Here is a 13,401-nt window from a genome sequence, read left to right on the forward strand (position 1 = left end):
GCCCACTGCAAGGAAATCGCCTCGCGTTTGCCGCCATATCCTTTGCCGGACGTGCTTGTGTCGACCGTCACATCGCGCTAGCCGTTGTCGGCCGCGCCGGGCTACGATCGGCCCCGCGCCGTTTCGCTTCTGTCAGCTGGATCACCCGGAGCCGCTTCATGAAATCCTCTCTCGAAGACACGCTGCTGGCGTCGATCCGAACCATCCCGGACTATCCCAGGCCCGGCATCCTGTTTCGCGACATCACCACGCTGCTCGGCAACGCACGCGCCTTCCGCCGCGCCATCGACGAGCTGGTGCATCCCTATGCCGGGCAGAAGATCGACAAGATCGCCGGTATCGAGGCGCGCGGCTTCATCCTCGGCGGCGCCGTCGCCCACCAGCTCTCGGCCGGCTTCGTGCCGATCCGCAAGAAGGGCAAGCTGCCTTACGAGACCGTGCGCGTCGCCTACAGCCTGGAATACGGGCTGGATGAGATGGAGATGCACAAGGACGGCGTCGCGCCCGGCGAGAAGGTCATCCTGGTCGACGACCTGATCGCCACCGGCGGCACGGCGGAAGCGGCGGTCAAGCTGCTGCGCCAGATCGGCGCCGACATCCTCGCCGCCTGCTTCGTCATCGACCTGCCGGATCTGGGCGGACGCGCCAAGCTCGAAGCGCTCGGCGTGCCGGTGAGGACGCTGATCGGGTTCGAGGGGCATTGAGCATTTTTCCCTTCTCCCCTTGTGGGAGAAGGGAAAGACACCTCATTCCACCTTCACCAGCACGGCGCTCTCGAATTCCAGCACCTTGGCGCCGGTCGAATCGGAGGCCTCGCAGAGCAGCGCCAGCAACCGCCAGCCGGGACGGGACGCTATGGGGCGGTGGGAAAGCGCCGTGCGTGCGAAGGTGATGGTTTGCCCGGCATGGACGGGCTTTAGCCATTTCAGGTTCTTGAATCCGGGCGAGGGGCCGAATTCGGGCACCGGGCCGTCCCAGCCTTCGGCGTCCAGGCGGGTTTCCAGATTAAGCTTCATCCAGGTGGCCGCGGTGTGCCAGCCGGAGGCGCAGAGCCCGCCAAGCACGCTCTTCCTCGCCGCCTCCTCGTCGATATGGAAGATCTGAGGGTCGTATTTGCGGGCGAACGCCTTGATCGCCTCGGGCTCGAATGTGTGCGAGCCCAGCGTCACCGTGGTGCCGATGCGGAAGAATTCGTCCAATGTCATGACAGGCTCCCAGCGGCATCGCGCGTCAGGAACATGATGGAGTTCTCGAGCTCGAAGACACTTTCGCCGCGCTGGTTGACCAGTTCGCTGCGCATGGTCACGAAGCCGAGTTGCGGCTTCGATTTCGACAGGCGCCTGGCGAGAACCACCAGGTTGCCCCGCAGCGTATCGCCGGCGAGCACCGGCTTCTTCCATTTGACCTGATCGACGCCGGGCGCGCCCTGGCAGGTGGAATCCAGCAGGAAGGCATCGCACAGCATGCGCATGAACATGGCGCAGGTGTGCCAGCCCGAGGCCGAGAGGCCACCGAGGATGCTGGCCTTGCCGGCCTCCTCGTCGAGATGCATCGGCTGAGCGTCGAACTCGCTGGCGAACTCGATGATCTCGGCCGCGCTTACTTTTTTCGCGCCGAGGTCGAACGAGGTCCCCTCGACGAAGTCCTCATACGCCCATGTCTTTCCGGTCATGGTCAGCAATCCGGTTGTAGAATGCGCGATCCCTTTGGATCGGAAAACCCGGATGCAGGCCGCGGGCGGTTTGGTCAAGCCCTTTCTGGTGAGCCAGGCCCAGGCAGCGGGCGTTCAGAGCCAGCCGCGGCGGCGGAAATACCAGAAAGGCAGGATCGCCGAGATCACCATCATGGCAATGGCGAAGGGATAGCCGAACTCCCACTTCAGCTCGGGGATGACATCGAAATTCATGCCGTAGATCGAGGCGACGAGTGTCGGCGGCAGGAAGATGACGGCGGCGACGGAGAAGATCTTGATGATGGCGTTCTGCTCGATCGAGATCATGCCGAGCGTGGCGTCGAGCAGGAAGGAGATCTTCTGCGACAGGAAGGTGGCGTGGTCGGCAAGCGACAGCACGTCGCGCGACAGGGTCTTGATGCGGGCGCGGACGTCCTTGCTCATCTTGGTCAGAGTCGCGACATGGGCGAGGAAACCCGCCAGCCGCTGCAGCGAGATCAGGCTGTCACGGATGGAGGAGGCGATGTCTTCCTTGCGGCCGATGGCCTTCAGCAGTTCCTGGAAGTCGCGGTTGCGCTTCGACACCTTGGTCGAGCGCGCCTCGAAGATGTCGCGCGAAATCACTTCGACATCGCGGCCGGCGCGCTCGAGGATGTCGGCGAGGCGGTCGACGATCGCCTCCAGCAGGCCGATCAGGATGGTGTCGCCGCTGCTGCAGCCGGTCGCCACCTTCTCGGCGCGCAGCGGGAAGGTCTTGAACGCCTTCGGTTCGTGATAGCGTACGGTGATCAGCCTGGCGCCGGCGAGCACGAAGGTGACCGGCGACATCAGGGGATCGTCGACCTCGGTCTGCGCGGGCAAGGTGGCGGTCATGAAGTAGGCGCCGTCCTCGATATAGAGGCGGCTTGAAATCTCGATCTCCTCCATCTCCTCGCGGGTCGGGATGGCGATGCCGAGCCAGCTTTCGATGGTGGCCTCTTCCTCCTTGGTCGGATTGACGAGATCGGCCCAGACGACCTTGTCGCCATTGACCAGCAGGTCGTCGGTGAGGCGCAGGCGATCATTGTCGACGACGAAGGCCTTGATCATCGCCGAATCTCCCTGCCAGAGCCGCGTTGAGGTTACGCATCGTGTCGGATTGCACGGTTTTTCGTCGCACGCCGACCGTGTGGCTGCCGCTTAGACCCGCGGCATGACAAAATCAAGACAAGCCGAGCAGGGCCGGCTGGCATCGGCCACTCAGAAAAATTCGTCGAGGAGCCGGTGGTACGAAAGCTTCGTCGGCTCTACTTCCGCCCAGACATTGTCGACTGGGCAGGAGGGTCATGTGTTGAACTTGAACAGCATGATGTCGCCGTCCTGGACGACATATTCCTTGCCTTCATCGCGCGCCTTGCCGGCTTCCTTGGCCGCCACTTCCCCGCCCAGCGTGACAAAGTCGTTGTAGGCGATGGTCTGGGCGCGGATGAAGCCGCGCTCGAAATCGGTGTGGATGACGCCGGCCGCCTGAGGTGCCTTGTCGCCCTTGTGCACGGTCCAGGCGCGCGTCTCCTTCGGCCCAACGGTAAAATAGGTGATGAGGTGCAACAGGTCGTAGCCGGCACGGATCACCTTGTTCAGGCCGGGCTCGTCGAGGCCGAGCGAGGATAGGAATTCCATTTCCTCCTCGTCGGAAAGCTGGGCGACTTCCGCCTCGATCGCCGCCGAGATCACTACGGTGCCGGCGCCCTGCGCGGCGGCCATTTTCTCCACAGCCTTTGTGTGCTCGTTGCCGGTCGCGGCATCGGCCTCGGCGACGTTGCAGACATAGAGCACTGGATGCGAGGTGAGCAGGTTCAGCCCCTGCAGGATGCGCAAATCTTCGGCCGAAATACCCTTGAGCAGGATGCGGGTCGGCTTGCCGGCCTGCAGCAACTCGAGCGCTGCCTCCATCATCGGCAGCACGGCGGTGGCTTCCTTGTCCTTGCTGCCGGCGCGCTTGCGGAATTGCACGATGCGGCGCTCGAGGCTGTCGAGGTCGGCAAGCATCAGCTCGGTCTCGACCGTCTCGGCGTCGGCGACGGGGTCGATGCGGCCCTCGACATGGGTGATGTCGTCATCCTCGAAGCAGCGCAGCACGTGGACGATGGCGTCGACCTCGCGGATGTTGGCGAGAAACTGGTTCCCCAGCCCTTCGCCCTTAGAGGCGCCGCGCACCAGGCCGGCAATATCGACGAAGGAGATGCGAGTCGGGATGATCTCCTTCGACTTGCCGATCGCGGCGATCTTCTGCAGGCGCGGGTCCGGCACCGCCACCTCGCCGGTGTTCGGTTCGATGGTGCAGAACGGATAGTTGGCGGCCTGTGCGGCGGCCGTCCTCGTCAGCGCGTTGAAGAGCGTCGACTTGCCGACATTGGGCAAGCCAACGATGCCGCATTTGAAACCCATTTTGTCCGGTCCTATCGGGAAAAGCGAAATTTGATGAGGGCTATGGGCGATAGGGGTTGGGAACGTCAAGCCCTGTAACGCCGATGGTCCCGCGGCTCAGTCCTTGTTGCCGAACAGTTTCTTCAGCATCGCCGCCATCGGGCCGGTCTCGGGCAGCTTGGCGGGCGCCTGCTGGGGGCGGGCCTGGCGGACATGGCTTTGCTGTTTCGGAGCCTGTTTTTGCGCCGGCTTTTCCGGTTCGGCGCCCGCCTTGCCCTGTACGGCAAGGGCGGCCTTGTTCATGAAGCCGGATTCGTCGCCCTTGACGATCATGGCAGCGTTGTCGGCGATCGCGTCGAGCAACGGGTCGAGCCAGTCGCGGTCGGCCTTGGCGAAATCGCCGAGCACATGATGCTGGACCATTTCCTTGACGCCGGGATGGCCGACGCCGATGCGCACGCGGCGATAGGCGTTGCCGACATGGCCATCGATCGAGCGGATGCCGTTGTGGCCGCCGGCACCGCCGCCGGTCTTGATGCGCAGCTTGCCTTCGGCAAGATCGATCTCGTCATAGAAGACGGTGAGGGCGGAAAGGTCGAGCTTGTAGAAGCGCAGCGCTTCCCCGACCGACTGGCCGGACAGGTTCATGAAGGTCTGCGGCTTGATCAGGATGATCTTTTCACCGCCGAGCGTGCCCTCGGCGATCAGGCCCTGGAACTTCTTCGACCAGGGCGAAAAGGAATGGCGGCGGGCGATAGCGTCCGCCGCCATGAAGCCGACATTGTGCCGGTTTTCAGCATATTTCGCGCCCGGATTGCCGAGGCCTGCAAAGACAAGCGCCGTCTTCCCTGGCATCGTCTGCTCCGGGCGTGAAAGAGTTACTTCTCTTCGGCGGCAGGAGCCGCTTCGGGGGCCGCAACCTCAGCCGTCTCTTCCGTCTCCGGCTTCATCGCCGCCGAACCGGCAATGGTCGCGATGGTGAAGTCGCGATCGGAGATGACCGGCTTGACGCCAGCCGGCAGCTTGACCGCCGAGATATGGATCGAATCGCCGATGTCGGCGCCGGTGAGATCGACGGTGATGAATTCCGGGATCGCATTGGCCGGGCAGTGGAACTCGACCTCGTGACGCACGATGTTGAGCACGCCGCCGCGCTTGATGCCGGGCGACTTGTCTTCATTGATGAAGTGGACAGGCACGTCGACATTGACTTCCGTGTCCTTGCCGATGCGCAGGAAATCCACATGCATCGGGAAGTCCTTGACCGGGTCGAGCTGGAAGTCCTTCGGCAGGACCTGGATCTTCTTGCCGTCGACATCGATCGTGGCGACCGTGGTCAGGAACCCGCCGCCATGGATCTTGTAGAAGATGTCCTTGTAGGTGAGCGCAATCGCCAGGGGAGGCTGCTTGTCACCGTAAATTACTGCAGGCACTTTACCGTTGCGGCGAACTGCTCGGGCGGACCCCTTACCGACCTGTTCGCGCGCTTCGGCCTTGAGCTCGTAAGTATCGTGGCTCATGGCTTTTCCTTTCGCGTGTTATGGAGCGCCTACGGTTGGCGATGTGCCAGGCCGTAAACGTCGAAAGCCGCCGGACCTCGATGTCCGAATGCCGGAAACCGCAGCGAGCGGATCTTTGTTCGGGATCACAAGGGGAAGGCAGCCTTCCGCCGCGTTGCCTCCAAGGGTGTCTACGCGGGTGGCGGCTCTATAGCGGAAGGTGGTCCCAGGTGCAAGCGGCGGCCGAAGAGCCGTCGCTACCGGTCGCCGCTCAACGCATCGCGCAGTGCCTGGACCTGCCGGTTCAGGGCGTCGAGTTCGGCCAGCGTCATGCCCGAGCGCTCGATCAGGGTCTCGTTCAGGCAATTGCACTGGACGAGCAGCTTGCGGCCGGCGGATGTCAGGTCGACCTGTACCTGGCGCTCGTCGGCCTGATTGCGCTGGCGGGTCACCACGCCAGCCTGTTCCATACGCTTGACCAGCGGCGTGACGGTGCTCGATTCCAGAGCGAGCCTGTGCGCGATCGCGCCGACCGACATGCCGTCGGCCTCGCCCAACGCGTTGAGTACGAGATATTGCGGATAGGTGATGCCCATCTCGTCCAGCATCGGCTTGTAGGTGCGGTTGATCGCCATGCTGGTGGCGTAGAGCGTGAAACAGAGCTGATTGTCCAACGGGAGAGGCACGACGCAGTCCTTTGCCGATTAAGCGCCTCAAGTATGTACCACGAGAAATGATATCGCGATATATATTTTTTGTGGACACGGGGATCAAGCTGCGTTAGCAATATTGATATCGCGATATTGTTTATCGCGACACCAAATTTAACGGAGATTGAGATGACCTCGCAGACCAAATCAGGCTCAGGCAGCGGCACGATCACCACCAAGGACGGCACGCAGATCTATTACAAGGACTGGGGAACCGGTCAGCCTATCGTCTTCCATCACGGCTGGCCGTTGAGCAGCGACGACTGGGACGCCCAGATGCTCTTCTTCCTGGCACAGGGCTACCGCGTCATCGCCCATGACCGCCGCGGCCACGGCCGCTCGACCCAAACAGATGTCGGCAACGAGATGGACACCTACGCCGCCGACGTGGCTGAACTTGCCGCGCATCTCGACCTCAAGGATGCCATCCATGTCGGCCATTCGACCGGCGGCGGCGAAGTGGCGCGCTATGTCGCCCAGTATGGAGCGGGCGGACGCGTCGCCAAGGCAGCGTTGCTCGGCGCGGTGCCGCCGATCATGCTCAAGACGCCGGCCAATCCCGGCGGCCTTCCCATCGAGGTGTTCGACGGCTTCCGCTCCGGCGTCGCCGCCAACCGCGCCCAGCTTTACGTGGACGTTCCCACTGGGCCGTTCTACGGTTTCAACCGTCCAGGCGCCGAGGTTTCGCAAGGTGTCATCGACAACTGGTACCGCCAGGGCATGATGGGCGGCACCAAGGCGCACTATGATTGCATCAAGGCCTTCTCGGAGACCGACTTCACCGAGGACCTCAAGAAGATCGACGTGCCGGTGCTGGTCATGCATGGCGATGACGACCAGATCGTTCCGATCGCCGACTCGGCGCTGTTGACCATCAAGCTGCTCAAGAAGGGCGAGCTCAAGGTCTACAAGGGTTTCCCGCACGGCATGGCCACGACCCACGCCGCAGTCATCAACGCCGACCTGCTGGCCTTCTTCAAGGCCTGAAACCTTCCCGCCTGAACGAAAAAGGCACCCGCGATATGGCGGGTGCCTTTGCCTGGACACAGCCCGGATGATTTAAGCGGCCGCTTGCGCCTTGCGAGCTTGCTTCATGTTGGGCAGGAACACGGTCAGCAGCCCCAGGAACGGCAGGTAGGAGCAGATCTGGAAGACGAAATCGATGCCCTTCATGTCGGCGACGACGCCAAGTACGGCGGCCGCGATGCCGCCGACGCCGAAGGCGAAGCCGAAGAAGATGCCGGCGATCGTGCCGACGCGGCCCGGCACCAGTTCCTGCGCGAAGACGACGATGTTGGAGAAGGCCGACGACAGGATGAGGCCGATCAGCACGGTCAGCACCATCGTCCATTCCAGGTTGGCGTAAGGGAGCGCCAGCGTGAAGGGTAGCACGCCGACGATCGAGAACCAGATCATCGCCTTTTGTCCATAGCGGTCGCCGAACGGACCGCCGAGCAGGATGCCCAGCGCCGAGGAGCCAAGGAAGAGGAACAGCATGACCTGCGACATCTGCACCGAAACGCCGAACTTATGGATGGAGTAGAAGGTGTAGTAGCTGGCGAGGCTGGCGATGTAGGCGTTCTTGGTCAGCACCAGCAAGGTCAGCACCGCCAAGGCCCACATAACTTTGCGGCGCGGGAAGGGCGAGACGAAGCTTGCCGTCTTGCGATTGCCTTGCGCGGCGCGCAGACGGCTGTACCAGCCGCCGACCTGCCACAGGATGACGATGCCGATCAGCGAGCCGACGGCGAACCAGGCGATGCTGGTCTGGCCGAAGGGCACGACGATGAAGGCGGCGAGCAACGGGCCCATGGACTGGCCGAAATTGCCGCCGACCTGGAACAGCGACTGCGCCAGGCCGAACCGGCCGCCGGAAGCGAAGCGGGCGATGCGCGAGGATTCGGGATGGAAGATCGCCGAACCGATGCCGATCAGCGAGGCGCCGATCAGCAGCAGGTAGTAGTGCCCGGCATAGGCCAGCACGACCAGGCCGATCAGCGAGGACGCCATGCCCCAGGGCAGCGAATAAGGCATCGGCCGCTTGTCGGTGACCGCGCCGATGATCGGCTGCAGTAGCGATGCCGTCACCTGGAAGGTGAAGGTCAACAGGCCGATCTGCCAGAAGTCGAGGCCGTAATTGTCTTTCAGAAGCGGATAAATGGCCGATAGCAGCGACTGCATGATGTCGTTGATGCAGTGGCACAGGCTCACCGCCAGGATGACGGTGAAGGCCGTCGCCTGGGCTGAAGCGTGACTGGCGGTCGCAGGCGGCGCGACGCTGGTGGCTGTCGTATCGGTCAAGATAGGCTCCGTAGTCTTTTTGGCGGGTTGTTCCCGCAGGCGACGTGGCGGGCGCTTCCCGCAGGCAGCCTTATAGTCCGGTTGCCAAGCGACTTCTTTCGTGGTTTGGTCCAATAGTTTCGCAAGTGGGCCATACCGAATGCCAAAAGCCAGGGAGATTTTCGGCGCCGGCCACACCGATCTCGGGCAATTGCACGGGCTGCGTTGGCAGTGGCTCGAGCAGGCGGTCGGGCCGGCGGTGGTGTTGCCGACGGAATATCCGGACGGCTACCACGTGCCGCACCACCACCACAGCCGCAGCCAGTTGCTGCATGCGCTGGTCGGCGTCGTGCTGGTAACGACGCGGCATGGGCGCTGGATGGTGCCGCCCGACCATGCGATGTGGATTCCGGCCGGTATCGAACATTCCGTCGAGATGCTGGGCGATGTGTCGATGCGCTCGGTCTATGTCATGCCGCAGGCGATCCCGGGCCTGCCGGAGGGCATGCGCGTCGTCGGCATCACCGACCTGATGCACAGCCTGATCGTGGAATCCGAGAAGCTGCCGCAAGGCGGCGAACTGGAGGGACGCGGCGGCCTGATCATGAACCTGCTCCTGCACGAGATCCCGCAATTGCCGGAGCGGCCGCTCGGCCTGCCGTTCCCGTCCGATCCCAAGCTGGCGGCGCTCTGCAGGCGTTTCGTCGCCGCACCCTCGCCGCACGCGACGATCGACGAATGGGCCGATACTGTCGGCATGAGCCGGCGCTCCTTCACGCGCGCCTTCCAGCGCCAGACCGGCCTGTCGCTGTCGACGTGGCGCCAGCAGGCCTGCCTGTTCGCGGCCTTGCCGAGGCTCGCCGATGGCGAGCCGATCACCAGGGTGGCGCTCGATCTCGGCTATGACAGCGTGCCGGCCTTCATCACTATGTTCAAGCGCATGCTCGGCTCCTCGCCGCGCGGCTATATGCGCGGCGCGCGCGATGCCGGCGAAGGCATGCGGCGAGCCCCGGCCCGGCTAGAAGCGCCGACGCCATCGGCCTTGCCTCAGGGGTAACTGGCCGCAGGGGTAACTGGCTTTCAGTCGAACAGGCTCGACACCGATTCCTCGGTCGCCGTGCGCGAGATGGCTTCGCCCATCAGGTCGGCGATCGAGATGACGCGGATGTTGGGCGCGTCGAGCACGCCTTGCGTCGGCTGGATGGAATCGGTGATCACCAGTTCCTGCAGCTTCGAGCCGCTGATGCGGGCAACCGCGCCGCCCGACAGCACGCCGTGGGTGATGTAGGCGGTGACGCTAGTGGCGCCGTTGGCGAGCAGCGCATCGGCGGCATTGCACAGCGTGCCGCCGGAATCGACGATATCGTCGATCAAAAGGCAATCCTTGCCGGCGACCGCGCCGATGATGTTCATGACTTCCGATTCGCCCGGACGCTCGCGGCGCTTGTCGACGATGGCGAGCTGTGCGTCGAAGCGCTTGGCCAGCGCGCGGGCGCGCACCACGCCGCCAATATCGGGCGACACCACCACGACATTGCCGAGCTGCTTGTATTTCGCCTTCACGTCGCGGGCCATCACCGGCACCGAGAACAGATTGTCGGTCGGAATGTCGAAGAAACCCTGGATCTGGCCGGCATGGAGATCCAGCGTCAAAACCCGGTCGACACCGGCGCGTGTGATCATGTTGGCGACCAGCTTGGCCGAGATCGGCGTGCGCCCGGAAGCGCGGCGGTCCTGCCTGGCATAGCCGAAATAGGGGATAACCGCCGTGATGCGCTTGGCCGAGGAGCGCATGAAGGCGTCGATCATGATGAGCAGTTCCATCAGGTGATCGTTGGTCGGGAACGAGGTCGACTGCAGGATGAAGACATCCTCGCCGCGCACATTCTCCTGGATTTCGACGAAGATTTCCTGGTCGGCGAAGCGCCTGACACTGGCCTTGCCCAGCGGGATGTTGAGATAGCGAGCGACCGCTTCGGCCAGCACCCTGTTGGAATTGCCTGCGAAGAGTTTCATGCACCGTTCCTGGTGGAGGAAGGAGAGCCCCAACAGACTCTCCTGCGCCTTTTAACCGGGCTTTTAGCGGCCCGCGCGGCTATTGCAAGCGCCGTGATCGCGAATCCGCCGGCGAAGCCTAAGAAAGCTGTTCGGCATCACCGGCTGGCAACACCTCAACCCGCCTTGCCGCTGAGAAAGGCCGTAAACTGATCGATGGTCTGGTCGGCGATCGCCTGCATGGTGGCTGGCGAGACCGACTTCCAGCTGTCGGCCGCGCTGCCGCCGGAACCGGTCGAAGGCGCCTTCATCTGGCCGTTGATGCGGTGCAGCCGGTTGCCGGAGGGGTCGTAGACGTCCCAGACATAGATGACGGTGGTGTCCTTGCCCTCCGTCATCGTCGAGAAGTAACCCTTGAGCACATGGGTCGCGGTCTGGTCCTGGCTGCCGGCCAGAGTGATGCCGCGCTGCTTGGCGCGTGTCTGCAGTTCCGCCGTCAGCGGCGTGGCGGCGTCCACCGAAGCGCCGACGATCGGCGCGATCTGCAGCCGGGTCTTCGACAGGATCGCGGCGGCCTGGGCGGAGGTGACGGGCGAGGCGGCGGGTGCGCCCGCGGTCGTGGAGGCCGGCGCGGCCGTCGATGGCGGGGGGGCGGGAACGGTCGCGGCGGCGCTGCCTTGCGTGGCGGGTGCTGGCTGTGCCGAGGCTGCCGGCGGGGTGATGGCGGAGGGTTCGAGAACGTCCTTTGCGTTGGTGCAGGCAGTCAAAGCCAATGCCACAAGCAATGACACGGTCGTCAGGTGCGATCGTCTCATTTGCCTTCTAACTCCTTGGCGAAGAACGCCTCCCATTATGGATTCACTGCACGATCAAGTCGAGATCATGGCGGGACAGCGGCTTCGGCTGGGATTCGGTGGTCAGGTAGGTGCGGCCAAGCGTCATCGCCGTCTCGGTCTCGGAATCCATGATGATCATGTGGGCAAACAGCGTCATGTTCGGCGCGATCGGCTCGGGATTGCCCTGGTAGAACATCGGCATGTCCATCCAGGACGGCGTGAAGCGGGCGCCGACCGAATAGCCGCAGGCGTTCAGCCGATGCTTGGTCAGGCCGTGCGATTCCATGGTGCGGGCGTGGGCGTCGAACACGTCGCCGAAGGTGTTTGCGGGCGTCATCGCCTTTTCGACGGCCAGAAGCGCGGCGCGTGCGGCGTCGAACAGCTCCTGATGGCGCTTGGAGACCTTGCCGGTCAGCACGGTACGCATCATCGGCGCATGGTAGTGATGGAAGACGCCGGCCCATTCGAGCGTCAGCTGGTCGTTCTTGGTGAGCTTGCGGCGGCCGGCCTTGTAACGGCACAGCAGCGCATCGACGCCGGAGCCGATGATGAACTCGTTGGCCGGGTAGTCGCCGCCGCCGGCGAAGACCGCGCCCTGCATGGCGGCCAGGATCAGGGCCTCGTCGCCGCCCTGCTTGATCAGCGGCAGGGCCGCGTCCAGCGCGTCGTCGGAGAGATTGGCGGCCTTTTCCGCCTTGGCGACCTCGGCCGGGCTCTTGAACAGGCGCAGCCGGCCGACGATGCCGGAGGCATCGGCGATCTGGCCGAAGGTCTGCAACTGCTCGTCCAGGCGGCGGCCATTATAGGCGGTGAGGCCGTGGGTGTCGTATTCGACGCCGATGCGGGCGCCGAGCAGGTCGAGTTCGTTGAGCAGGTTGCGCAGGTCGACCGCCGGATTGGCGCCGTCGCGGTCGGTCCACAGCACGATGTTGTCGATGATCGAGGTGTTGCGCGCCTGGCGAAGGTCCGCCGAGCGCGTCAGAAGCACCATGGAGCCGTCGGCCTTCACCACCAGGCACTGGAAGAAGCAGAAGCCGAACGTGTCGTAGCCGGTCAGCCAGTACATGCTTTCCTGCGCGAACAGCAGCATGGCGTCGAGCTTCTTTTCGGCCATCTCGATCATCAGCCGGTCGCGCCGCGCGTCGAATTCCGATCGTTCAAAATGCAGCGCCATTATATCTTCTCCAAAACGATTGCCGAAACCTGCCGGCCATAATCGGGCTCCTTGCGGTGCGTGGTGCGCCGGTAGGAGTAAAACAGATCTTCCTCGGCATAGGTGCAGCGGCCGAGACCCTCGGCCGTCACGCCGGCCCTGGCCAGCCGGTCGACCGTGTAACTGGCGAGGTCGAACATCGAATGGCCGGCATGTGCCGAAGGCACGAAATACCGGGCATTTTCGCTGTCGGCCTCGACGAAGCGGGCGACGAATTCCGGCCCCACTTCGTAATTGTCGGGGCCGATCGAAGGGCCGAGCACGGCGATGATGTTTTCGCGACGGGCGCCGAGGCTCTCCATGGCGGCAATGGTGTTTTCGAGCACGCCGGTGAAAGCGCCTTTCCAGCCGGCATGCGCCGCGCCGATGATGCGCGCGCCGGCATCCGCGAACAGAACCGGGCCGCAATCGGCGGTCGAGGCGCCGATGGCGATGCCGGGCCGGTCGGTGACGATGGCATCGGCCTTGGGCCGCTCGCCCGCGAATGGTTCCCTGGCGATGACGACGTCGGGCGAATGGATCTGCCAGGCGGTCAGGAGATGGCTTGCGGGCACGCCCATCCAGGCGGCGACACGGGCCCGGTTCTCGGCCACCAGCGCCTGGTCGTCATCCGACCCGGTGCCGATGTTGAGGCCCTGGTAGATGCCGGTGGAGACGCCGCCATTGCGGGTGAAATAGCCGTGGCGGATGCCTTGTGCCTGCGCCTTGTCCAGCAGCGGCGACCGAACGGGATCCGGTTTGGTCTGATTGAGCATGTGGGCGTTGTTGTCCGTGTGGGCGGTTTCGTCAA

At 63.9% G+C, this 13,401-nt stretch carries 15 protein-coding genes; 3 read left to right on the top strand and 12 right to left on the bottom strand.

Annotated elements, in window-relative coordinates:
- The first annotated feature begins 158 nt into the window (after positions 1-158).
- Positions 159-704, top strand: coding sequence for an adenine phosphoribosyltransferase (locus EN850_RS08340; protein WP_027143364.1), 546 nt, complete (start codon positions 159-161; stop codon positions 702-704).
- Positions 705-746: 42 nt separating this feature from the next.
- On the opposite strand, the gene EN850_RS08345 is transcribed toward EN850_RS08340, so the two are convergent.
- The 7 genes from EN850_RS08345 to EN850_RS08375 all read right to left on the bottom strand — a co-directional run bounded on the left by EN850_RS08345 (position 747) and on the right by EN850_RS08375 (position 6,263).
- Positions 747-1,205: a MaoC family dehydratase gene (locus EN850_RS08345; RefSeq protein ID WP_127276057.1), complete on the bottom strand. Its 459-nt coding sequence runs from the start codon at positions 1,203-1,205 to the stop codon at positions 747-749.
- A complete protein-coding gene (locus EN850_RS08350; protein WP_189591026.1) occupies positions 1,202-1,672 on the bottom strand; it encodes a MaoC family dehydratase in 471 nt (156 codons plus the stop codon). Before EN850_RS08350 ends, EN850_RS08345 begins: the two co-directional genes overlap by 4 nt.
- A gap of 114 nt (positions 1,673-1,786) precedes the next feature.
- Positions 1,787-2,761 (bottom strand): magnesium/cobalt transporter CorA, encoded by a 975-nt coding sequence (corA, locus tag EN850_RS08355; protein WP_135929209.1) that lies wholly within the window; start codon positions 2,759-2,761, stop codon positions 1,787-1,789.
- A 234-nt stretch (positions 2,762-2,995) separates the two neighbouring features.
- Positions 2,996-4,099, bottom strand: a complete 1,104-nt coding sequence (ychF, locus tag EN850_RS08360) for a redox-regulated ATPase YchF (protein ID WP_127276055.1) — start codon at positions 4,097-4,099, stop codon at positions 2,996-2,998.
- A gap of 96 nt (positions 4,100-4,195) precedes the next feature.
- Complete coding sequence (gene pth / locus EN850_RS08365) at positions 4,196-4,933, bottom strand: aminoacyl-tRNA hydrolase (RefSeq protein WP_127869760.1); 738 nt, start codon at positions 4,931-4,933, stop codon at positions 4,196-4,198.
- A 23-nt stretch (positions 4,934-4,956) separates the two neighbouring features.
- Positions 4,957-5,598, bottom strand: coding sequence for a 50S ribosomal protein L25/general stress protein Ctc (locus EN850_RS08370; RefSeq protein ID WP_135867490.1), 642 nt, complete (start codon positions 5,596-5,598; stop codon positions 4,957-4,959).
- A 236-nt stretch (positions 5,599-5,834) separates the two neighbouring features.
- Positions 5,835-6,263: a MarR family transcriptional regulator gene (locus tag EN850_RS08375; protein WP_127278808.1), complete on the bottom strand. Its 429-nt coding sequence runs from the start codon at positions 6,261-6,263 to the stop codon at positions 5,835-5,837.
- A gap of 153 nt (positions 6,264-6,416) precedes the next feature.
- Here EN850_RS08375 and EN850_RS08380 point away from each other — a divergent pair, with 153 nt between their 5' ends.
- Entirely contained in the window at positions 6,417-7,274 is an 858-nt protein-coding gene (locus tag EN850_RS08380; protein ID WP_127278809.1) for an alpha/beta hydrolase, read from the top strand.
- A gap of 72 nt (positions 7,275-7,346) precedes the next feature.
- Here EN850_RS08380 and EN850_RS08385 read toward each other — a convergent pair whose 3' ends face one another.
- Positions 7,347-8,588, bottom strand: coding sequence for an MFS transporter (locus EN850_RS08385; protein WP_189343780.1), 1,242 nt, complete (start codon positions 8,586-8,588; stop codon positions 7,347-7,349).
- A 139-nt stretch (positions 8,589-8,727) separates the two neighbouring features.
- Between EN850_RS08385 and EN850_RS08390 the strand changes: the two genes are divergently transcribed.
- The gene (locus EN850_RS08390) at positions 8,728-9,624 is read left to right on the top strand and encodes a helix-turn-helix transcriptional regulator (protein WP_127278810.1); all 897 of its coding nucleotides are present in this window, start codon (positions 8,728-8,730) and stop codon (positions 9,622-9,624) included.
- 23 nt (positions 9,625-9,647) lie between these two features.
- On the opposite strand, the gene EN850_RS08395 is transcribed toward EN850_RS08390, so the two are convergent.
- The 4 genes from EN850_RS08395 to pgeF form a co-directional block, all read right to left on the bottom strand.
- Positions 9,648-10,583, bottom strand: a complete 936-nt coding sequence (locus EN850_RS08395; RefSeq protein ID WP_019860650.1) for a ribose-phosphate pyrophosphokinase — start codon at positions 10,581-10,583, stop codon at positions 9,648-9,650.
- A 155-nt stretch (positions 10,584-10,738) separates the two neighbouring features.
- Complete coding sequence (locus EN850_RS08400) at positions 10,739-11,377, bottom strand: hypothetical protein (RefSeq protein WP_136090977.1); 639 nt, start codon at positions 11,375-11,377, stop codon at positions 10,739-10,741.
- A gap of 43 nt (positions 11,378-11,420) precedes the next feature.
- A complete protein-coding gene (locus EN850_RS08405) occupies positions 11,421-12,572 on the bottom strand; it encodes a Xaa-Pro peptidase family protein (RefSeq protein ID WP_127278812.1) in 1,152 nt (383 codons plus the stop codon).
- Positions 12,572-13,366: a peptidoglycan editing factor PgeF gene (pgeF, locus tag EN850_RS08410; RefSeq protein ID WP_127869759.1), complete on the bottom strand. Its 795-nt coding sequence runs from the start codon at positions 13,364-13,366 to the stop codon at positions 12,572-12,574. Before pgeF ends, EN850_RS08405 begins: the two co-directional genes overlap by 1 nt.
- Between the last annotated feature and the right edge of the window lie 35 nt (positions 13,367-13,401).

Source organism: Mesorhizobium sp. M8A.F.Ca.ET.207.01.1.1 (assembly GCF_004794715.1).
GTDB lineage: Bacteria > Pseudomonadota > Alphaproteobacteria > Rhizobiales > Rhizobiaceae > Mesorhizobium.